At 71.3% G+C, this 21,346-nt stretch carries 18 protein-coding genes; 6 read left to right on the top strand and 12 right to left on the bottom strand.

The features are described 5' to 3' along the window. Positions 1 to 3 precede the first annotated feature (3 nt). The 8 genes from SLW55_RS04090 to SLW55_RS04055 form a co-directional block, all read right to left on the bottom strand. Positions 4 to 1,245 (bottom strand): FtsX-like permease family protein, encoded by a 1,242-nt coding sequence (locus tag SLW55_RS04090; protein ID WP_267102677.1) that lies wholly within the window; start codon positions 1,243 to 1,245, stop codon positions 4 to 6. Next, positions 1,242 to 2,552, bottom strand: a complete 1,311-nt coding sequence (locus SLW55_RS04085; RefSeq protein ID WP_267102678.1) for an ABC transporter permease — start codon at positions 2,550 to 2,552, stop codon at positions 1,242 to 1,244. The genes SLW55_RS04090 and SLW55_RS04085 overlap by 4 nt, the downstream gene beginning before the upstream one ends. 12 nt (positions 2,553 to 2,564) lie before the next feature. Continuing rightward, entirely contained in the window at positions 2,565 to 3,779 is a 1,215-nt protein-coding gene (locus SLW55_RS04080; RefSeq protein WP_152236489.1) for an FtsX-like permease family protein, read from the bottom strand. Between the two features lie 15 nt (positions 3,780 to 3,794). Beyond that, positions 3,795 to 5,117: an ABC transporter permease gene (locus tag SLW55_RS04075; RefSeq protein WP_267102368.1), complete on the bottom strand. Its 1,323-nt coding sequence runs from the start codon at positions 5,115 to 5,117 to the stop codon at positions 3,795 to 3,797. Positions 5,118 to 5,129: 12 nt separating this feature from the next. After that, a complete protein-coding gene (locus SLW55_RS04070; protein WP_026144633.1) occupies positions 5,130 to 6,365 on the bottom strand; it encodes an FtsX-like permease family protein in 1,236 nt (411 codons plus the stop codon). Between the two features lie 10 nt (positions 6,366 to 6,375). Beyond that, positions 6,376 to 7,704: an ABC transporter permease gene (locus SLW55_RS04065; protein WP_267102679.1), complete on the bottom strand. Its 1,329-nt coding sequence runs from the start codon at positions 7,702 to 7,704 to the stop codon at positions 6,376 to 6,378. Between the two features lie 13 nt (positions 7,705 to 7,717). Further along, positions 7,718 to 8,443, bottom strand: a complete 726-nt coding sequence (locus tag SLW55_RS04060) for an ABC transporter ATP-binding protein (RefSeq protein ID WP_017910317.1) — start codon at positions 8,441 to 8,443, stop codon at positions 7,718 to 7,720. A 128-nt stretch (positions 8,444 to 8,571) separates the two neighbouring features. Then, positions 8,572 to 9,840 (bottom strand): efflux RND transporter periplasmic adaptor subunit, encoded by a 1,269-nt coding sequence (locus tag SLW55_RS04055; protein ID WP_017910318.1) that lies wholly within the window; start codon positions 9,838 to 9,840, stop codon positions 8,572 to 8,574. A 242-nt stretch (positions 9,841 to 10,082) separates the two neighbouring features. On the opposite strand from SLW55_RS04055, the gene glmS reads away from it, so the two are divergent. Beyond that, positions 10,083 to 11,915, top strand: a complete 1,833-nt coding sequence (gene glmS, locus SLW55_RS04050) for a glutamine--fructose-6-phosphate transaminase (isomerizing) (protein WP_267094218.1) — start codon at positions 10,083 to 10,085, stop codon at positions 11,913 to 11,915. Positions 11,916 to 12,019: 104 nt separating this feature from the next. Continuing rightward, positions 12,020 to 12,493 (top strand): hypothetical protein, encoded by a 474-nt coding sequence (locus SLW55_RS04045; RefSeq protein WP_267100546.1) that lies wholly within the window; start codon positions 12,020 to 12,022, stop codon positions 12,491 to 12,493. Between the two features lie 199 nt (positions 12,494 to 12,692). Here SLW55_RS04045 and SLW55_RS04040 read toward each other — a convergent pair whose 3' ends face one another. From SLW55_RS04040 to SLW55_RS04025, 4 genes are all read right to left on the bottom strand, one after another. Further along, positions 12,693 to 13,130 carry a hypothetical protein gene (locus tag SLW55_RS04040; RefSeq protein ID WP_267100545.1) on the bottom strand — a complete coding sequence of 146 codons (438 nt, stop codon included), beginning with the start codon at positions 13,128 to 13,130 and terminating at the stop codon, positions 12,693 to 12,695. Positions 13,131 to 13,284: 154 nt separating this feature from the next. After that, the gene (locus SLW55_RS04035) at positions 13,285 to 14,484 is read right to left on the bottom strand and encodes a copper resistance protein B (RefSeq protein WP_267100544.1); all 1,200 of its coding nucleotides are present in this window, start codon (positions 14,482 to 14,484) and stop codon (positions 13,285 to 13,287) included. Continuing rightward, positions 14,481 to 16,286, bottom strand: a complete 1,806-nt coding sequence (locus tag SLW55_RS04030) for a copper resistance system multicopper oxidase (protein WP_267100543.1) — start codon at positions 16,284 to 16,286, stop codon at positions 14,481 to 14,483. Before SLW55_RS04030 ends, SLW55_RS04035 begins: the two co-directional genes overlap by 4 nt. A gap of 119 nt (positions 16,287 to 16,405) precedes the next feature. Continuing rightward, a complete protein-coding gene (locus tag SLW55_RS04025; protein ID WP_267100542.1) occupies positions 16,406 to 16,813 on the bottom strand; it encodes a CopL family metal-binding regulatory protein in 408 nt (135 codons plus the stop codon). A gap of 116 nt (positions 16,814 to 16,929) precedes the next feature. Between SLW55_RS04025 and SLW55_RS04020 the strand changes: the two genes are divergently transcribed. From SLW55_RS04020 to SLW55_RS04005, 4 genes are all read left to right on the top strand, one after another. Beyond that, positions 16,930 to 17,370 (top strand): heavy metal-responsive transcriptional regulator, encoded by a 441-nt coding sequence (locus tag SLW55_RS04020; RefSeq protein WP_267100541.1) that lies wholly within the window; start codon positions 16,930 to 16,932, stop codon positions 17,368 to 17,370. Further along, positions 17,367 to 19,805: a heavy metal translocating P-type ATPase gene (locus SLW55_RS04015; RefSeq protein WP_267100540.1), complete on the top strand. Its 2,439-nt coding sequence runs from the start codon at positions 17,367 to 17,369 to the stop codon at positions 19,803 to 19,805. The genes SLW55_RS04020 and SLW55_RS04015 overlap by 4 nt, the downstream gene beginning before the upstream one ends. A 34-nt stretch (positions 19,806 to 19,839) precedes the next feature. Then, complete coding sequence (locus tag SLW55_RS04010; RefSeq protein ID WP_191091439.1) at positions 19,840 to 20,052, top strand: heavy metal-associated domain-containing protein; 213 nt, start codon at positions 19,840 to 19,842, stop codon at positions 20,050 to 20,052. A 131-nt stretch (positions 20,053 to 20,183) separates the two neighbouring features. After that, the gene (locus SLW55_RS04005; RefSeq protein WP_150410562.1) at positions 20,184 to 21,287 is read left to right on the top strand and encodes a PLP-dependent cysteine synthase family protein; all 1,104 of its coding nucleotides are present in this window, start codon (positions 20,184 to 20,186) and stop codon (positions 21,285 to 21,287) included. The last annotated feature ends 59 nt before the right edge of the window (positions 21,288 to 21,346 follow it).

Raw genomic sequence — 21,346 nt, 5'->3', positions numbered from 1 at the left:
GGGTCAGGCGCTGCGGGTGGCGGTGGCGGGCGGGACGGCGGCGGCGCGCAAGGCGGGGCCGAGCACGGCGCACTGGCCGAGCAGCCACACCGCGACGATGCCGGTGAGCACGGTCGGCGAAGACAGCCGCTCCAGTTCGAAGCGCTGCATCAACCACTGGTTCATGACGTAGGCGAGCACGGCGCCGAGCAACGCGCCGCCGCCGACGATCAGCAGGTTTTCCAGCTGGAAGTAGCGCAGGATGTCGCCGCGGGTGGCGCCGAGCGCGCGGCGGATGCCGATCTGCCGGGTGCGCTGCTGCACCCAGAAGCTGGCCAGCCCACCAATGCCCAGCGCGGTGACGGTGAGCAGGATCAGGATGATCGCCAGCAGCATCCGCGCCACCGCGCTGTCGCTCTTGAAGTACTCGGTCCGCAGTTCCTGCATGGTGGCCACGCGCTGCTGCACATAGGTGGGGTTGGCGCGCTGCATCGCCGCCGCCGCGCGCGGCAGCACCTGCGCCAGTTGCCCGGGCGTGCTGCGGATCAGGTAGCCGCCGCCCCAGCCTTCGCTGCCGATGCGGATCTCGGTGAGCAGTGCATCGGCATCGTCGTCGTGGCCGGTGATGTCGCCGCGCACCGGCGCCATCACCCCGACGATGTCCAGGCGCACCGGCTGGTTGAAGGTGCTGGTGTAGAGGGTGCGCCCCAGCGGCGACGTGCCGGGGAACAGTTTGGCGCCCAGCGAGGGCGTGATCAGGGCCGGCAGGCGCCGCTCGATCTCCGGTGGCGCACCGAACAGGTCCGAGGCGCCGGTCAGTTCCGCGTCGCGCAGGTCGCGACCGGCGACGATGCGGATGCCCAGCGTGCGGTTCAGGCCCTGGCTGCCGAGGAACAGGCGCGCACGGGCGACCGCTTGCGTGGCCTGCGGCTGCAGGAACAGTTGCGCCTGCGTCGGGCCCCACAGCGGCGGCGTGCCGAACGCCGCCGCTTCCACGCCGGGCACCGCCTGCAGGATGTCCAGGCTGCGGCCGACGCTGCTGACGCTGCCCGGTTCGCCGACCACGCTGATGCTCTGGATCAGGCCGATGTCCTGTTCCATCACTCCGGTCGGGGTCTGCACGCGCTGGTAGGTGCGGGCGATGATGAACACCAGGTTGCACAGCACTGCCAGGGTCAGGGCGATCTGCAGCGCCATCAGCACCACCGCGGCGCGATGGCTGCCCAATGCGGACAGGATGGGACGCACGGGAGGCAGCGGGGTCATAGCGATTTCACCTGCAGGGCGGGGGCGATGCGCGAGGCGCGCCAGGCCGGCCACAGGCCGGCGGCCAGCGCCGAGAGCGTGGCCACGGCCAGGGCGATGCCGAGGATCGCGGGATCGGCATGCGCCTGCTGCGCGTACGCCACCGGTTGCTGGCGCACCAGCCACAGGCCGATCCAGGTCAGCGGGATGCCGAGCAGGCCGCCCAGGCAGCCGATCAGCGCCGATTCGGCCAGGCACTGCGCGAACACCGCGCGGCGGCTGGCGCCGAGCGCGCGGCGCACGCCGATCTCGCCGGCCTTGCGCATGAACTTGGCGACCAGCAGGCCCACTGCATTGAGCAGGCATACCAGCAGCACGCCGAAGGCGATCCAGGTCTGCATGCGCACCGTGGCCGGCACCACCCGCTTGTAGTCCAGCCAGTCGACCAGGCTGCGCAGGCGGGTGTTGGGGGCGCGTTCGAAGCGGCCGAGCTGGCGCTGCTGCGCGCTGTAGGCGTCCAGCGCCGCGCGATAGCGCCGCGCCTGCTCCGGCGTGTCCAGCCGCACCCAGTACTGCACCCAGGTGCACTGCGCGGCCTTGGGATCGTGCAGGCCGGCCTCGCCGTCCTTGCCCCAGCACTGCATCGGCCCGTAGCCGTAGTCCTGCGGCAGGTCCAGCCAGGTCTCGAACGGCATGTACAGCGCTTCCGGCGGCGTGTACGCGCCGGAGTTGAGGTCGTAGAAGCGCGGTTGCGCATCCCAGGCGTCGATCACCCCGATCACCCGGAACGGGCGGGTGGCGATGGTGAGGGTCTCGCCGACGCTGTCGGCGCCGCCGAACAACGCGTCGTTGAGCTTGCGGCTCAGCACCACCACCGGCGCGCGCTGGGTATCGTCGCGATGGCTCCAGCCGCTGCCGTAGAGGAAGCGCATGCCGAACATGCCGAACAGGTCGGCGGTGGCGGCGCGGGTGGTGAGCATGCGCAAGGGGCTGTTGGGCACGGTCTGGCGCACCGGCAGCCAGTTCGCGCTGGTCATGGTCTGCGCCGGCGCCGCCTGCGCCCGGTACAGCGCGGTGGCGTCCTGCCAGGTCAGCTCGTCCGGCGGCTCGGGGTCGGCGCTGGGCAGGTTGCGCGGACGCGGATCCAGCTGCGGATGGAACAGCGTGGCGCTGCGCCCGGGCAGCGGGTCGCCGGACAGCGTGTGCAGCACGGTCAGCATGGTCATCGACGCGCCGATGCCCAGCGCCACGGCCAGCACCATCAGCCCGGTGAGGATGCGGTTGCGGCCGAAGCTGCGCAGCGCCAGGCGAAGGTAGTAAGCGAACATGCGGGCTCCGGGTCAGGCGCTGCGGGTGGCGATGGCGGGGGCGACGGCGGCGGCGCGCAGGGCCGGGCCGAGGACGGCGAGCTGGCCCAGCGCGCACAGCAGCAGCGCGCCGACCGGCAGGTAGCTGGCCGGCAACCGTTCCAGTTCGAAGACCCGCATCAGCAGCACGTTGCCGCCGTAGGCCAGCAACATGCCCAGGGCCACGCCGGCGCCGACCAGCAGCAGATTCTCGGTCTGGAAATAACGCAGGATGTCGCGGCGGGTGGCACCGAGCGCGCGGCGGATGCCGATCTGCTTGGTGCGCTGCTGCACCCAGAAGCTGGCCAGGCCGACGATGCCCAGCGCGGTCACCAGCAGCATCGCGACGATGATCGCCACCAGCAGCCCGGTCATCGCCCGGTCGCTCTGGAAATACGTCTGGCGCAGGTCGTCCAGCGGCTTGCTGTTGGCGTTGTCCAGCACCGCCTCGGGCACCGCCCGTGCCACTGCGGCGCGCGCCTGCGCCAACACCCGTGGCAAGTCGCGCGGATCGGCACGCAGCACATAGGTGCCGGACTGCGCGGCCTCGCGCACCGGGATCACCACCGACCAGTCGCTGCCGATCACGCCATCCTCGCTGCGGCCCGGATCGGGGCGCGCCAGGTGCTCCAGCGTGCCGATCACCCGGAAATGGCCGCCGGACCAGAATTCCTTGCCCAGCGGATCCTGGCCCGGCCACAGGTGCGCGGCCAGCGCCCGCGTGATCCACACACCGGCCGCGGTCGGGATGCCGTTGTCGAGCGGCTGGTAGTCCGCGTCGCCGAACGCGCGGCCGCTGTCCGGCTGCAGCGCCAGTGCCGCGACGGCGCCCGGGCTGACCATGTAGAAGTGCGGCACGCCGCCGACCCGGGTGCAGTCCTGGTCCAGGCAAAGCCCGTTGTTGAACACCGGCGGCGCGAACGGGACGGTGTTGATGGCACCTGCCGCGCGCACGCCGGGCGTGCGGCGCACCGCATCCAGCGCGCGGGCGTTGACGTCGGCGGCGTTGCAGCCGTCGCAGCCGGACAGCGACACCAGGCCCAGCGCGGTCTCGTCGATGCCGCTGCGCAGGTGCACCAGCTCCAGACGATTGCCGATCAGGAAGAAGGCGTTGCACAGCACGGCGCAGGCAAGCGCCACTTCCAGCGCGATCAGCGCGGCGGCGATGCGATGGCGCGACAGCGCGCTGAGGATGGGCGTGATCTGCATGGTCGCGGGCCCCGGTTACAGACTCTTGAGTTGCATGGCCGGCGCGATACGGCTGGCGCGCAGGGCGGGGAACAGGCCGGCGGCGAGGCTGCAGGCGATCGCCAGGGCGAAGGTGCCGGCGAACGTCGTCGGGTCCAGATGCGCCAGGTCGGCGTAGGCGGTGGGCTGCTGGCGCACGCTCCAAAGGCCCAGCAGGGTCAGCAGCCAGCCGCCGGCGCCGCCGAGCAGGCCGATCACGCTGGCCTCGGTCAGGCACTGCGCGAAGATCGCGCGGCGCGACGCCCCCAGCGCGCGACGCACACCGATCTCGCCGCCGCGGCGCAGGAACTTGGCCAGCAGCAGGCCGACGCTGTTGAACAGGCACAGGCCCAGAAACGCCAGCGCCAGCCAACTCTGCAGGCGCACGTCGCCCGGCACCACGCGGTTATGGTCCAGCCATTGCGGCAGCGACAGCAGGCGCGCGGTGTCGGCGCGGCCGATGCGCCCGGCGGCGTGCTGCTGCGCGGCGTAGTCGGCCAGCAGCCGGCGGTAGTCGGCGACCTTCGCCGGCGTGTCCAACTGCACCCACAACTGCAGCCACACGCACGGCGCGCTGCGCAGGTCCAGGTTGGCCTCGGGCTTGCTGAAACAGGTCCACGGCTGGATGTGGCCGTCGTTGACCTCCAGGCTGCTGGACAGCGGCATGAACACGTCCTGCGGCCGTCCGTAGAAGCTGGCGGTATCGCCATGGGCGAAGCTGCCGCCGGCCAGCGTGTAGAACAGCGGCGACGGCCGCCACGGCGCCAGCACGCCGACGATGCGCACCGCCGTGCCGCGCACCAGCAGGCTGCGGCCGACGCTGTTGCGGCCCTGGAACAGCTTGGCGTTGAGGTCGGACGAGATCACCGCCACCCGCGCCCGGTCCTGGTCGTCGCGCGCGCGCCAGCCGCTGCCGTAGGCGAACGGCACCTGGAACATCGGGAAGAAATCGGCCTGGGTCATCAGCAACTGGGTCATGAACGGCGGGGTGGCGCCGTCCGCCGCGTGCACCTTGATCTCGCTCTCGGCGACCATGGCCTGGCGATCGGCGCGCCCGCGCGTCCACAGGTCCATGGCCGAGGGGTAGTCGAGCTTGTCGTACGGCTTCTGGTTGGCGCCGTTGCTGGGGCGCGGATCGAGTTGCGCGAAGAAGATCTGCTGGCTGCGCCCGGGCAAGGGATCGCCGGACAGCAACCGCATCACCGTCAGCGTGGTCATCGCCGCGCCGATGCCCACGGCGATGGACAGCACCATCAGCGCGGTGAGCACCGGGCTGCGGCGCAGGCTGCGTACTGCCAGTTGGATGTAGTAACGGAACATGGGGTCCTTGGCTCAGGCGCTGCGGGTGGCGGTGGCGGGCGGGATCGCGGCGGCGCGCCGCGCCGGCGACAACACCGCGCATTGGCCTAGCAGCAACAGGGCGAGCAAGCCGATCGGCAGGCAGGCGGCGGGCAGCCGCGGCAGCTCGTAGTGCTGCATCAACCAGAGATTGGCGATGTAGGCCAATGGCATGCCCAGGACCACGCCGCTGCCGATGACCACCAGGTTTTCCAGCAGGAAATGCCGCAGGATCTGGCCGCGGCTGGCGCCCAGGGCGCGGCGGATGCCGATCTGCCGGGTCCGCTGCTGGATCCAGAAACCGCTGAGACTGGCGATGCCGATCAGGGTGATGAGGGTGACCACCGCACTGGCGGTGCCGAACAGCCACACTGCGGCGCGGCGCGGCTGGAGCCGTTCGTTGCGCTGGGATTCGTAGTCGTTCGCACGGATCGTGATCCCGCGCAGCAGCGCGTCGCCGAACAACTGCTGCAGACGTTGCGGGATCTCGGCCATCACGGCCGCGCGCCGCTCCGGCGCGGTCCTCACCGCGTAGGTCAGGATCGGCGTCCCGGTGACTGTGCCCGCCGTCAGCATCGTGTACTCGGCCTTGCCGTCGTCCAGCGCGTCGAGCTGGTAGCGCAGCAGGTGGCGGACGATGCCGACCACGACGAAACGCTTGGTCGCGTTCGCCTGTCCGTTGGTGAGCACGCCGCCCAGCGCCGGGCGCGAGCCGAACAGCCGCTGCGCCAGCGCCTGGGTGAGGATGACCGCGGTGGTGCGGTCGGACGCGGTCGCGGCGGGCAGGTCGCCGACCCGCATTTCGTCGGCGCTGAAGTTGCGTCCGGCCACCAGGTCCAGGCCCAACGCATCGATCAGGTCGTCGCCGACCAGCAGGCTCACGCGCTCGGTCGCCGCAGGGCCGGCGACGCGGCCGACCATGACCATGGAGGAACTCATTGGCAGGCCGATCGTCGGCGAGACCGCGGTGACTCCGGGGATGCGGCGCAGCGTGTCGGTGCCGGCGCGGATCTGCGGCGCTTTCCAGCCGCCTTGGCCATTGATCACCTGGTCGACCAAAATGACCTCATCGCGGGCGATGCCGTCCGGGACCAGCATCGGCGCCAGCTTCTGCCACAGCAGGAACAGCACGTTGGTCAGGATCGCGCAGGCCAGGACGGTCTGCACGATCACCAGCAGCGGCATCAGCGGATGCCGCAACAGGGGTGAGAGATAGGGGCGCAGTGGCATCGACGGGCCCTCAGAGGCTTTTCACTTGCAGCGCCGGTTGCAGCAACGCTGCACGCCACGCCGGGAGCAGGCCGACCAGCAGGCCGGTGCCGATCGCCAGCGCCACCATCGCCAGGAACAGGCTGGGCTGGAAGCGTGCCAGGTCGCTGTAGGCCTCCGCCTGCATGCGCACGATCCACAGGGCGAACAGCGTGGCCGGCAATGCCAGCACGCCGCCCAACAGGCCGATCGCGCCGGCTTCGGTCAGGCAGCGGACGAACACCGCCGCGCGCGGGGCGCCCAGGACCCGGTGCACGCCGATTTCGGCGGAGCGGCGCAGGAAACGTGCGGCCAGCAGGCCGGCGACATTGACGATGCACAGCCCGAGCAGCGCGAGCGCCAGCCAGACGTTCAGGCGCACGCTGTCCGGGACCACGCGGTTGCGCGCAAGCCACTCGGCCACGCCGTACAAGGCGACCTGCGGCGCGCGCTGGAAAACCCCATCGGCATGGCGCGCTTGTGCGAACGCGGACAGCGCATCGCGGTAGGCGTTTACCTGCACGGGGGTGGACAACTGCGCCCAGAGCATCAGCCAGCGGCAGGCACCGAGGTCGAGTTCGTTGAAGCGCACGCCGGCGTGGCCGGTGTCGTCGCAGTCCTGGACGAATCCCGGCTTGGCGTCCGCGTCCAGGGCCGCCCGTGCCGGAACGAACACCTCCAGCGGATACTGCTGCCAGGCCGCTTCCGGCCCATTGAGGAAGTAGAAGGCCGGGCGCGGTCTCCAGTCGTCGCTGATGCCGACGACCTGGAACAGCTGCTTGCCCAGTCGGATCTGCCGGCCGACGCCGTTCTCGCTGCCCAGCAGCTTCAGGCTGAGCGCGTGGCTGATGATGGCCACCGGCGCACGGTTGCGTTCTTCTGCGTCCGTCCAGTAGCGGCCGGACCGCAGCGGCAGGCCGAACAGCGCCGGCATCGGTCCCAGCGCGCTGATCGCGTAGGCCTGCTGGTGGCGCGTGCGTGCCTGGTCGCTCACGTCGAACGTGCTCAGCGTCAGCGCCGCCTGCCGCACCTGCGGCAGCGTAGCCATGAATGCCGTGGCATCGTCCAGCTTCCACAGCGCCTGAGGCGGCTCGCCAGCGTCGGGGTCGTCCTGGCGGGCGATCTGCCGCGAGTCCACCCAGCCCAGGTACAGCTGCTGGCTGAGGCCGGGCAGTGGATCGGCGGACAGCATCGCCTGCAAGGTCAGCATCGTCATCACCGATGCCAGGCCCAGGGCGAGCGTGAGCACGGCGAGCAATACCGTGCGCGGATGCCGACGCATTCCACGCAATCCCAGTTCCACGGCATACGGCAGCGACATGGCAGGGCCTGTCTCAGCGGTGATCGTTGGCGGACGCCGCCGCCGCGCCGCCCTGCACCAGCACCGGTTCGCGCTGCAGGTCGGTGGCCTGGCCGTCGACGATGTGCACGTTGCGCTGCGCGCGCGCGGCCAGTTCCGGGTCGTGGGTGACCATGACGATGGTCGAGCCCTGCGCGTTGATCTCCTCCAGCAGTTCCATCACCCCGCGCGCCATCTGCGAGTCGAGGTTGCCGGTCGGTTCGTCGGCCAGCAGCAGGCGCGGGCTACCGGCCAGGGCGCGGGCGATCGCCGCGCGCTGCTGCTGGCCGCCGGACAGTTCGGACGGATAGTGCTTCATGCGCGAGCCCAGCCCGACCCGGCTCAGCGCCTCTTCGATGCGCTGCTTGCGCTCGGCCGCGCCCATGCCGCGGTAGCGCAGCGGCACGTCGACGTTGTCGAACAGGTTGAGGTCGGGGATCAGGTTGAAGCCCTGGAAGATGAAGCCGATCTTCTGGTTGCGCATGCGCGAGCGCGCATCGTCGTTGAGGTTGCTGACGTCCTGGCCGTCGAGCAGGTACTGGCCGCTGGTGAAGGTTTCCAGCAACCCGGCGATGTTGAGGAAGGTGGTCTTGCCCGACCCCGACGGCCCGGTGACGGCGACGAACTCGCCCTCGCGGACATGCAGGTCCAGCGAGCGCAACGCATGCGTCTCGACCTGTTCGGTGCGGAAGACCTTGGAGACGGAGCGCATTTCGAGCATGGCGTGAGTTCCTGTGGTGGTGGAGCGGGGATTGGGGATTAGGGATGTCGGGATTCGGAATCAGTGGCCAGGAAAGGAAAACGAGAGAGGCTTGCGAATCCCCAATCCCGATTCCCCAATCCCGGCTTCTAATGCACCGTCACCTGCGGCGCATCGCCGAACAGGTCACTGCCGGAGACCACGACCCGGTCGCCCGGCTGCAGGCCCGAGCGCACTTCGACCTCGCCCAGGCTGGTGACGCCCAGTTCGACCGGGCGGCGCACCGCCGAGTCGCCGTCCATGACGTAGGCGTAGCGGCCGCCGGACTGTTCGACGAACGGGCCGCGCTCGAGCTTGAGCACGTTCTTGCGGGTATCCAGCAGCACCCGCGCACTCATGCGCTGGCTCTGGCGCAGGCCCGGCGGCTGCTTGTCGGTGAAGCGGATGCGCGCGTTGACCTCGCCGTTGACCACTTCCGGCGACACCGCCGAGATCGCGCCGGCGAAGGGTTCGCCGGCACCGCTGGTCAACTGCGCCGGCATGCCGATCGCCAGGTCGCGGGCGAAGCTTTCCGGCACCTTGATCTCCAGTTCGAACTTGGAGAGGTCGACCACGCTCAGCACCGGTGCGTTGGCGGCGACGTTGGTGTGCTGCGAGACCTGCACCTGGCCGACCTGGCCGTCGAACGGCGAGCGCAGGGTCAGCAGGTCGACCTGGCGCTGCACCTCGGCCACCACCGCGCGCTGGCGCTCGGCGAGCAGGCGCTTGTTGCGCGCGTCCAGCGAGGCGCCCTGCGCCTGCAGGCCCGAATCCTTCTGCGCGTGGCTCATCGCGATGTCGGCCTTCTTCAGGGTGTCCTGGGCCTTGGCCAGTTCCACTGCCGGCACCGCGCCGCCTTCATAGCCGCGCTGGTAGCGCTCCAGGTCGCGGCTGGCCGCCTGCCGTTCGATCTGCGCCTGGTCGATCAGCTTGCTGGCGTTGGCACGGGCCAGGGTCGCGTCCAGGTCGGCACGGCCGGCCTCGGCCTGCAGGCCGGCCAGGGTGGCTTCTTCCTGGGCCAGCTTGCTGCGCAGTTCCGGGCTGTCGATCTCGGCCAGCTCCTGGCCCTGCTTGACCACGTCGCCGGCGACCACCTTCAGGGTCACGGTGCCGCCGGAGATCGCGTACAGGGTCGGGCTGTTGGCGGCGATCAGGCGGCCGTCGGCGGAGATGTCGCGGACCAGGTCGCCGCGGGTCACCGTGGCGATGCGCACCCGCTGCGCGTCGAACGAGCGGCTGCCGGCGATCCAGCCGCGTGCGGCGAAGGCGATGCCCAGCAGCACCAGCGCGGCGATCAGCCCGGGCCACAGCCAGCGGCGCCAGGCCGCGGAGCGGGGGCGGGCGAGAACCTGGTCCTGGGCGGAGGTGTCACGGATCATCGGACGGTCGTAGCGGTGAGGATGGGGACTTCACAGCACGATGCGTGCCAACTGCAAGTCATTGAATTGCATGGGTGCGGACGGCGCGGACAGGTGTCCGGGTGTCCGCGGACACGTTCGCGGACACCAGGGCGGGGGCATGCTCGGGAATGGGCGACACGCCCTGTGTCCGGCAGCGGACAGCGGCGAGACATTCAGCGGACTTCGCTAGAATGGCGGACTTTTCGGCGAAGGGCGTGGCTATGTGCGGTATCGTCGGTGCGATCGCGGATCGCGATGTGGTTCCGGTCCTGATCGAGGGGCTCAAGCGCCTGGAATACCGGGGCTACGACTCGGCCGGCATCGCCGCCATCGCCGACGGGCAGGTCCGCCGCGTGCGCCGTACCGGCCGCGTGTCCGAGACCGAGAGCGCCGCGCTGGCCGAAGGCCTGCACGCGCCGCTGGGCATCGGCCACACCCGCTGGGCGACCCATGGCGGCGTCACCGAGGCCAATGCGCACCCGCACGTCAGTCATGGCGACCTGGCGCTGGTTCACAACGGCATCATCGAGAACCACGAGCAGCAGCGCGAGCGCCTGACCGCGCTGGGCTACGTGTTCGAATCGCAGACCGATACCGAGGTCATCGCCCACCTGATCCACCACTACATCGCCCAGGGCCGCGACCTGCTCGGCGCGCTGCAGGCGGCGGTGAAGGAACTGACCGGCGCCTATGCCGTGGCCGCGGTGAGCAAGTCGCGCCCGGACCTGCTGGTGTGCGCGCGCATGGGTTGCCCGCTGCTGATCGGCCTGGGCGAGGGCGAGAACTTCATCGCCTCGGATGTCTCGGCGGTGATCCAGGCCACGCGCCGGGTGATCTTCCTGGAAGAAGGCGACACCGCCGAACTGCGCCGCGACGGCGTGCAGGTGTACGACGCGCAGGACCAGCCGGTGCAGCGCGAGCCGCACGTGTCCGACGTGTCGCTGGCCTCGCTGGAGCTGGGCCCGTACCGCCACTTCATGCAGAAGGAGATCCACGAGCAGCCGCGCGCGCTGGCCGACACGCTGGAGGCGCTGTTCGACGCCGGCGGCTTCGACACCACGCTGTTCGGCAGCAAGGCCGAGGCGCTGCTGGCCGACGTGGACGGCGTGCAGATCCTGGCCTGCGGCACCAGCTACTACGCCGGGCTGACCGCGCGCTACTGGATCGAGGGCATCGCCGGGCTGCCGTGCAGCGTGGAGATCGCCAGCGAGTACCGCTACCGCGATGCCTGCGCCAATCCGCGGCAACTGATCGTGACCATCTCCCAGTCCGGCGAAACCCTGGACACGATGGAGGCGCTCAAATACGCCAAGGCGCTGGGCCATACCAAGACCCTGTCGATCTGCAACGTGCCCGAGAGCGCGATCCCACGCGCCAGCGCGATGGTGCTGTACACCCGCGCCGGCGCCGAGGTCGGCGTGGCTTCGACCAAGGCCTTCACCACCCAGCTGGCGGCGCTGTTCCAGCTCACCTGCGTGCTGGCCAAGCGCCGCGGGCGGCTGAGCGCCGAACAGGAGGCCGAGTACCTGGAGCAACTGCGCTACCTGCCCGGCAGCGTGCAGCACGTGCTCAACCTGGAACCGCAGATCGCGGTATGGGCCGAGCGCTTCGCCGACAAGCACAACGCGCTGTTCCTGGGTCGCGGCCTGCATTACCCGATCGCCCTGGAAGGCGCGCTCAAGCTCAAGGAGATCACCTACATCCACGCCGAGGGCTATCCGGCCGGCGAGCTCAAGCACGGCCCGCTGGCGCTGGTCGACGCCAACATGCCGGTGGTGGTGATCGCGCCCAACGACACCTTGCTGGAGAAGGTGAAGTCGAACATGCAGGAAGTGCGCGCGCGCGGCGGCGAGCTGTTCGTGTTCGCCGACCAGGACAGCAACTTCAATGAATCGGACGGCGTGCACGTGATCCGCACGCCACGCCACGCCGGCGTGCTCAGCCCGGTGCTGCACACCGTGCCGGTGCAGTTGCTGGCCTACCACACCGCGCTGGCGCGCGGCACCGACGTGGACAAGCCGCGCAACCTGGCCAAGTCGGTGACGGTGGAGTAAGTCGCGGTATCGCTGGCTTGGCAGACGCCATGGCCGGCTGCCAGCGCACTGGCCCGGGTTATGCATAAGCTTCCTGCGAGGGTTCCCACCACGCAGGAGGACGCATGTACGAGTCTTTCAGACAGGGGGCGCCGGCCGAGCTGTGGCAGGCGCTGGTGCACGAGGCCGGGCAGCGCCTGGGCCGGCCGCTGGACGAATCGCGCGAGCACTATCTGGTGTTCGTACTGCTGCGTTACCAGCGCGACGCGCAGTTGCTGGCGCGCATCCAGGCGCTGGCCTGGCTGCATGCGCAGGAGCAGGTGGGGCGTGCGCGTGCCGACGCCTTGCGTGAGGTCGGCGACGGTTGCCTGCTGATCGCCGGGCTGTTCCCCGGCGTGGCGGCACGGCGTCGGGTCAGCGTGGACTACTTCATCGACCTGGGCCGCGGCGCCTATGCCGGAGTCGCCGAGAGCCGCGACAGCGATGCGGGACTGTTCGCACAGCTCGCGCGCAGCTACCGCGAACTGGTCGGCACGCTGGGGGCGCTGCGTCCGCCGCGGCACGAGGTGGCGGGGTTGCAGGCGGCGCTGCACGCCTAGCTGAAGCGTTCTTGCGGGAGCCGTGTTGTAGCAGCGGCTTCGGCCGTGGCGGGCATTGCCATGACGCCTGTCGTGGCCGATCCTGGAAACCGACAGCGCCGCGCTTGCGGGAGACTGCCGCACCGGCGCGCGCGGACGCGTCCAGGCCATCCGGCGCGCTCGCCCGCAGGCGCGGGCGCCCCTGGCATCGGCCCGCTGGCTACCGCACCGACGAAGGGGACGACGACGCGTCCTGCTGCAGTTGCTGTTGGCCATCGGGTACCGCCATCAGCACGCCCGCGATGGCGCCGACGTCGGCGCTGAGGCGCTCGGCGGTCTTCCCGGTCGGGACCCCCAACACGATGGCGCCGACGCGGTCGAGCGTGTACAGCAGCGGGGCATGCCAGCCCGCCGCCGCCGCGCTGATGCGGCGCTTGGTCTGCTCGACGTCGCCGCTGCGATCGAAGTAGACGATCACTGCCCTGGCCGCGTTGGCGTCCTGCGCGTCGGCAGCCGCGTGGGTGCCGTCCGGCAGCAGAGGGCGTTGCTGCATGGCGGTCGAACATGCGCAAGCGGCGAGCACGGCCAGGCAGGCGATGCCTGCCAGGCCGAGCCACCGGCGGGCCGCGGGAACGGCGGCGTTGGCGGATTCGTGCATCGAGCGGGTCTCCTGGGCGATCGACGGCGACAGCCCCGCGTGCGTGGTGCGCACAGGGCCGCCCGAACCCTCGCATGTACCGGGTGAACTGCGGCCGACCCTGGATGGGGAGAACGACCGTCGACGGACAGCGCCGCGCCGCGTTGCCGTCCGCTCAGAACCAGAACCGCAGGCCGGCGACCCAGCGCGTCTCGCGCGCCGCCTCGCCATCGGCGCGGCGCAGGTCGGTGGTGTCGCCGAAGCTGCGCACGTGCTCCACGCCGACATACGGTGCGAACCGGCGGGTGACTTCGTAGCGCAGGCGCAACCCGCCCTCCACGCTGGCCAGGCCGCTGCCGGTGCGATGCGCCGGATCGTCGCGTGCGGCCAGTTCCGCTTCCAGCCGTGGCTGCAGGATCAGGCGATTGGTCAGCAGCACGTCGTACTCGCCTTCCAGGTGCAGGCTGGCATGGCCGCCCTCGCCGACGTAGAGCATGGCCGACACCTCGAACTTGTACGGCGCCATGCCTTGCACGCCGAACGCGGCCGAGGTCCGCGCGCGGCCGGGCGCGAACGTCTGCTTGGCGCCGATCAGCATGTCCCACCAGGGCGAGATGGCGCGGCCATAGGCCAGTTCCAGCGTCGACGCCGTGGTGCGGCCGCCCTCGCGCTCGCCATCGCTGCGCAGCCATAGCCGATCGATGTCGCCGCCGTACCAGCCGCGCGCTTCCCAGGCCTGGCCGCTGCCGTGGGCGTTGTCCCAGCCTTCCAGGCGATCGACCAGCAGGTAGCCGGTGCGCGCCGCGCCGTGCGCCATGCCGTGGTCGCGCAGCACGGGGAATGCGGCTGCGCGATCGGCGTCGGTGATCGGCGGGATCGGCTCGCGTGGCAGCGACGTGTCGGCGCTCGCAGGACACTGGCATGCGCTCGCGCTCGCGGTCGGCGCGGGCGCGGTGGGCATCGCATGGTCCATGCCGTCGTGATGCATGCCGTCGTATGCGTGATGCGCGCGGTGGCTGTGATCGACCTGCGGCGACGGCGTGGCCGCGTGGTCCATCGTGGCGTGGTCCATGTGCGCGTGCGACAGGGCGTCGGCGTGCTGTGCGGCAGGCGTGTCTTGCATGGCCGGCGCGTGCGCGGCGTGCCCCATGGCTGCGTGGTCCATGGCGCCGTGCATTGCCGTGTCGGGCTGCGATGCCTCCGCAGCGCCCGCCATGGGTGTGGTGGCAGCGGCTGCCGGGCAGGCGCAGGTCGCGGCAGGGAGATCGGCGTCGCTGTCGGCCACGTGGACATGCTGTGCCTGCGCCACGGCGTGCGCCAACAGCAGCACCATGCCGGTCGCCTGGGCGAGCGGCGAGAAGTGGAGGCGGCTCATGCGTCCACCCGCACTTCGCGCATCATGCCGCCGTCCATGTGGTACAGCAGATGGCAGTGGTAGGCCCAGCGGCCCAGCGCGTCGGCGCGCACGCGGTAGCTGCGGCGCGTGCCCGGCGGCATGTCCACGGTGTGCTTGCGCACCTGGAAGCGGCCGGCGGCATCCTCGACGTCGCTCCACATGCCGTGCAGGTGGATCGGGTGCTGCATCATCGTGTCGTTGACCAGCACGATGCGCAGGCGCTCGCCATAGTTCAGCCGCAGCGGCTCGGCGCTGGCGAAGGGAATGCCGTCGAACGACCAGGCGAACTTCTCCATGTTGCCGGTCAGGTGCAGTTCGATCTCGCGTCCCGGCTCGCGTCCGTCCGGGTCCTCGAACAGGCTGTGCAGGTCGGCGTAACTCAGCACGCGGCGGCCGTTGTCGCGCAGGCCGATGCCAGGGTCGTCCAGCCGCGGCGCAGTGGCGGCGGACTGCATGTCCACCAGCGGATTGCCGCGTTCGCTGCGTGGATGCGTCGGCGCGGTGGCAGCGTGCGCGGCGTGCTCCATGCCCGACATGCCCGGCATGTGCATGCTCGCGCCGCAGCCGCCCTCCATGCCGTGCGTGGTCATGCCTGCGCTGTGCTCCATGCCGGCGTGGCCAGCCATCGCGTGGCCCATGTCCTGCATGCGCAGCAGCGGACGCGGATCGTTCGCCGGCACCGGCGCCTGCAGGCCTTCGCGCACGGCCAGGGTGCCGCGCGCGTGGCCGGTGCGGCCCATGTCCTGCGCGAACACCGTGTAGGCGTCCTGGCCGCTGGGTTCGACCAGCACATCAAAGGTTTCGGCCGCGGCGATGCGGAATTCGTCCACGCTCACCGGATGCACATACTGGCCGTCGGCGGCGACCACGGTCATCTTCAGCCCGGGGATGCGCACGTCGAAGTAGCTCATGCTGGAGGCGTTGATGAAGCGCAGCAGCACCTTCTCGCCGGGGCGGAACAGCCCGGTCCAGTTGCCGGCCGGGGTCATGCCGTTGAGCAGGTAGGTGTAGGTGTTGCCGTTGACGTCGGACAGGTCGCTGGGGGTCATGCGCATGCGCCCCCACATGCCGCGGTCGGCGAGGGTGGCGCGCAGCCCGTCCTCGCGCGCGTCGCGCAGGAAATCGCCGACGGTGCGCTGGTACAGGTTGTCGTAGGACGGCATCTGCTTCAGCCGCCGGAACAGCGCCGCCGGATCCAGGTCGGTCCAGTCCGACAGCAGTAGCACGTGCTCGCGGTCGTGGCGGTACGGCGGCGGCTCGCGCGGGTCGATCACGATGGCGCCGTACAGCCCGGCCTGCTCCTGGTGCAGCGAATGGCTGTGGTACCAGTAGGTGCCGGATTGGCGCAGGGCGAAGCGGTACTGGTAGGTCTCGCCCGGGTAGATGCCGTCGAAGCTCATGCCCGGCACGCCGTCCATGTTGGCCGGCAGCAGCAGGCCGTGCCAGTGCACCGAGGTCTGGGTGTGGCCGGGCAGGCGGTTGGCCACGCGGATGGTCACGGTGTCGCCTTCGCGCCAGCGCAGCAGCGGTGCCGGCACGCTGCCGTTGACCGCGATGGCGGGGCGCTCGCGCCCGGTGAAGTTGACCCGCGTACTGCCGATGCTCAGGTCCAGGTCTGTGCCGTGCAGCACGTAGGGCGCGGCGCCGTTGCGGGCCAGTGCGCTGGCGTGGGCGCTGCGCAGCGGCAGCCCGGTGAGGCCGGCGGCGGCGCCCAGCGCCAGCCCGGTGACGAAGCGGCGCCGCGACGGCAGCGCCGGCAGGCCGGAGGAAGATGGGTTCATGTGCGATGTCCGTCAGCGGATGCGATGCGCCGCGCAGTGCCGATGGGCGCTGCAGGCACGGACGCGGCAGCGCCTGTGCGCTGCCACCGGGAGACCGCCCAGCAGGCGGCCGCGCGCGCTCAGGCGCTGGGAGGGCGTTCCAGCCGCGGCAGGCCGGGCGCGCCGTGCGCGGCCTGGGGAGCGGCGGCAATCAGGGTGCGGGGCAAGCGTGGCAGCGCCAGCGGCATCGCCAGCAGGGCCGGCAGCGGCTGCGCGTGCGGGCATTGGCAGCCGGCCATGCCGCCGCAGCCACCGTGCTTGCCGGCATGGTCGTGGCAGTGGCCGTCGTGATCCGCCGGCGGCGGTGGCGGTGCGTCGTGACAGGGCATCGCCGCATGCACCGGCGCCGCGCTGGCGACCGTGGCAGCGGTGTCGTGCGTCGAAGTGCCGTGCGTCGCCATGCCAGGCATCGCCATGGCGGCCGCGGTGCCGTTGAGCAGCAGGCTCAGGCACAGCAGCAGGCGCAGCAGGACGGCGGAAGTCGGCACAGGCGGCAGCGTGGCGTCGGGAACGGAAGAGGATACCGAAGCCGGCGTGCGCGGCAAGCGACCGCCATCCGGCAAGGCTTGACTCTGGACCCGACTCCAGGGAGTAGGGTGTGCGCATGCGATCCGACCCCCCCACCGCCCGCTTCACCATCGGCGCGCTCGCCCGCCAGGCCGACGTCGCCATCGACACCGTGCGCTACTACGAACGCCAGGGCCTGCTGCCACCCGCCCCGCGCCGTGCCTCCGGCTACCGCGAGTACGACACCGCGGCGGTGCAGCGGGTGCGCTTCATCCGCCGCGCCAAGGAACTGGGCTTTTCGCTGGAGGAGATCGGCGAGTTGCTGGCGTTGCAGGACGATCGCGTGCACGGCGTGGAGGGCATCAAGCAGCGCGCCAGCGCGCGCCTGCAGGCGCTGGATCGGCGCATCGCCGAGCTGACCGAGATGCGCGAGACCCTGGCGGCCCTGGTCGAGGAGTGCCCCGGCCACGGCGCGCCGGACGCCTGCCCGATCCTGGGCGACATCCGCGGCGATGCCGCCGGCGAGCCGTCGCGATGAGCACGGGTCGCACCACCGCCTCGCTGACCTTGCCGGTGCAGGGCATGACCTGCGCCGCCTGCGCGGCGGGCGTGGAGAAGGCGCTGCAGCGCCTGCCCGGCGTGGCGGCGCAGGCCAGCTATGCCGGCGCGCGCGTGCAGGTGGACTACGACCCGCAGCAGGTGGATCTGCCGACGCTGCTGCAGCGCATCCAGCAGGCCGGCTACAGCGTGCCCACCGAGACCCTGACCCTGGAGCTCAGCGGCCTGCACTGCGCCTCCTGCGTGGCGACGATCGACGCGGTGCTGGCGAAAATCCCTGGTGTCCTCGCCGGCCACGCCAACCTGGCCTCGGCCAAGGCGCGGGTGGAGATCGTGCCTGGTGCGGTCGAGCCGGCGGAGCTGGTCGCACGGATCGAACGCGCCGGGTTCGGCGCGCGCGTCGCCCAGGCCATGGACCCGGCGCAGCTGGCCGAGCGCGAGCGCAGCGAGCGGTGCGCCTGGCGACGCGAGCTGGGCCTGTTCGCTGCGGCGGTGTTGCTCACCCTGCCGTTCTGGGGGCAGATGCTCGGCATGCTGGATGGCGACGCCCTGCGCGGCGCGCACGTCGAACCGCTGCCGCGCTGGCTGCAGTTGCTGCTCGCCACGCCGGTGCAGTGCTGGATCGGTGCGCGCTTTTACCGCGCCGGCTACCGCGCGCTGCGCAACGGCAGCGCCAACATGGACGTGCTGGTCGCGCTGGGCACCGGCATGGCCTATCTGTACAGCGCCGTGGTCACCGTGGCCGGCCTGCACGGCCAGCACGTGTACTTCGAGGCCAGCACCAGCGTCATCACCCTGGTGCTGCTCGGGCGCCTGCTCGAGGCCCGCGCCAAGCGCCGCACCACCGCGGCGGTGCGCGCGCTGCTCGACCTGGCGCCGACCACTGCGCGGGTCGAGCGCGACGGCGACATCGTAGAGGTGGACGCGGTGGAACTGGCGGTCGGCGACGTGTTCGTGGTCGCTGCCGGCGAGCGCGTGCCGGTCGACGGCGAGGTGCTCGAGGGCCATTCCAGCGTGGACGAGGCGATGCTGTCCGGCGAGGCCATGCCGGTGGCCAAGGCGCCGGGCAGTCGCCTGCACGCGGCCACGGTCAACCAGCTCGGCCTGTTGCGCGCGCGCGCCACCGGTGTCGGCGCCGACACCCTGCTGGCGCAGATCGTGCGCATGGTCGACGCCGCGCAAGGCTCGCGCGCGCCGATCCAGCGCCTGGTCGACCGCATCGCCGCGGTGTTCGTGCCGGCGGTGCTGGCGATCGCCGCCATCACCCTTGGCGCGACCTGGGCGCTGCGCGGCAGCTTCGCCGAGGCGCTGGTGCATGCGGTGGCGGTGTTGGTGATCGCCTGCCCATGCGCGCTGGGCCTGGCCACGCCGACCGCGATCATGGTCGGCACCGGTGTCGGCGCGCGCGCCGGCATCCTGATCCGCGACGCCGAGGTGCTGGAACGCGCCCGCGCGCTGACCGCGCTGGTGGTCGACAAGACCGGCACCCTGACCCTGGGCCAGCCGCAGGTGACCGCGGTGCTGGTTGCCGACGCGGCCGAGACCGCGCCGCTGTTGCGCCTGGCCGCGGCGCTGGAGACCGGCTCGGCGCATCCGCTGGCGCGCGCCATCGTGCAGCGCGCCGCCGAGTTGGGCGTGCGCGCGGCCGTGCCGGCACCGTCGGCCGAGGCGGTGCAGACGTTGCCGGGGCAGGGTGTGCGCGGCCGCGTGGACGGGCGCGAGGTGGCGCTGGGTGCGCTGGCATGGCTCGACGGCCTGGTCGCCGCGCCGGCCGACCCTGCGCTGCGCCGCCAGGCCGAGGCGGCACAGGCGCAGGGCCACAGCGTGGTCGGGGTGGCGGTGGATGGCGCGGTGGCCGGCTACATCGCCATCGCCGATCCGCTGCGCGAGGATGCCGCCGAGGCGGTGGCCCTGCTGCAGGCACGTGGCATCGCGGTGACCATGCTCAGCGGCGACAACCGCCACGCGGCGCAGGCGGTGGCCGCGCGGCTCGGCATCGAGCAGGTGCAGGCCGAGGTGCTGCCGCAGGACAAGGCCGCGCATGTGCGCCAGTTGCAGGCGGTGCCGGGCGCACGCGTGGGCATGGTCGGCGACGGCATCAACGATGCCCCGGCACTGGCCGCGGCCGACGTCAGTTTCGCCATCGGCAGCGGTTCGGACATCGCCATCGAGGCGGCCGACGTGGTGCTGATGCACGGCGACCTGGCCGGCGTCGCCGCCGCCATCGACCTGTCCGCGGCGACGGTGCGCAAGATCCGCCAGAACCTGTTCTTCGCCTTCGTCTTCAACGGCCTGGGCATCCCGCTGGCCGCGTTCGGCCTGCTCAACCCGGTGATCGCCGGCGCGGCGATGGCGCTGAGTTCGGTCTCGGTGCTGGGCAACGCGCTGCTGCTGAATCGCTGGCGTGCGCAGTGAGCACGCGTGCGATTTCTTCACTTTGGAGCATGACATGCACCATCTGGATCTCGTCGTCCATGGCATGAGCTGCGGTGGCTGCAGCGCGCGGCTGCAGCGCGTGCTCGACGCCTGCCCGGGCGTGGCCGCCAGCACGGTGGTGCTGGAAGGCGGGCGCGTCGGCATCGACTACGACCCCGCGCGCATCGACGTGGCCGCGCTGGAGCAGGCGATCGCCGACGCCGGCTTCAGCGTGGCCGCTGGCTGAGCGCCGCTCCGACGCCGCTCCGACGCCGCGCCACGCCAGGTGAACGCCGGCGTGGCGGCCGCTGCCGCGCATGGCCCGGGCGCGTGGCCGGGCGTGTATCGTGGGCGCGATTTCTCCGCTCCCGCACCGCCATGACCCATCGCGCTTGGGTGGCCGCCGCCATCCAGAAGATCGAAGCCGACTTCAACCGCTCGGCCGACACCCACCTGATCCCGCTGGACCTGCCCGGTTTCCCCGGCATCGACCTGTACTTCAAGGACGAGTCCAGCCATCCCACCGGCAGCCTCAAGCACCGCCTGGCGCGCTCGCTGTTCCTGTACGCGCTGGCCAACGGCTGGCTGCGCGAGGGGCGGCCGGTGATCGAGGCCTCCAGCGGTTCCACCGCGGTCTCCGAGGCGTATTTCGCGCGCCTGCTGGGGCTGCCGTTCATCGCGGTGATGCCGGCCACCACCTCGCCGGAGAAGATCGCCGCGATCGAGTTCCAGGGCGGGCGCTGCCACCTGGTCGGGCGCGCCTGCGACCTGCATGCCGATTCGGTGCAGCTGGCGCGCGAGACCGGCGGCCACTTCATGGACCAGTTCCTGTACGCCGAACGCGCCACCGACTGGCGCGCCAACAACAACATCGCCGAGTCGATCTTCCGGCAGATGCAGGAGGAGCCGCATCCGATTCCGGCCTGGATCGTGTGCAGCCCCGGCACCGGCGGCACCGCGGCCACGCTCGGGCGCTACGTGCGCTACCGGCGCCATCCCACCCGCATCCTGTGCGCGGACCCGGAGGTGTCGCTGTTCTTCGACGGCTACCGCGAGGCCCTGGCCGGACGCGACTACGCCGGCCTGGAAAGCACCGGCGGCTCGCGCATCGAAGGCATCGGCCGGCCGCGGGTGGAGCCGAGCTTCATCCCCAGCTGCGTGGATGCGATGGTCAAGGTGCCCGACGCGCTGAGCCTGGCGGCGATGCGCTACGTCAGCGCGCGCCTGGGCCGGCGCGTGGGCGGCTCCACCGGCACCAACTTCGTCGGCGTGCTGCAGGCGGCCACGCGCATGCGCGAGCAGGGCCGCAGCGGCGCCATCGTCACCATCCTGTGCGACAGCGGCGAGCGCTACGGGCACAGCTACTACCGGCCGCAGTGGTACGCCGAGCACGGCATCGACGTGGAGCAGGCCGATGCGCAGCTGGCCGCGGCGGTGGCCGGCGCCGGCCTGCCGCCGCTGCCTTGTGCTGCGCTGGACTGACCGCCATCTGCTTTTCGTGGCCGGCCGCGCCGGTCCTTCCCCCGCTACCGAGACTTCCG

This window comes from Xanthomonas sp. LF06-19 (assembly GCF_034105425.1).
GTDB lineage: Bacteria > Pseudomonadota > Gammaproteobacteria > Xanthomonadales > Xanthomonadaceae > Xanthomonas_A > Xanthomonas_A sontii.
Note: the sequence above shows the minus strand (reverse complement) of the source record. Positions and strands in the feature narration are given on the sequence as shown.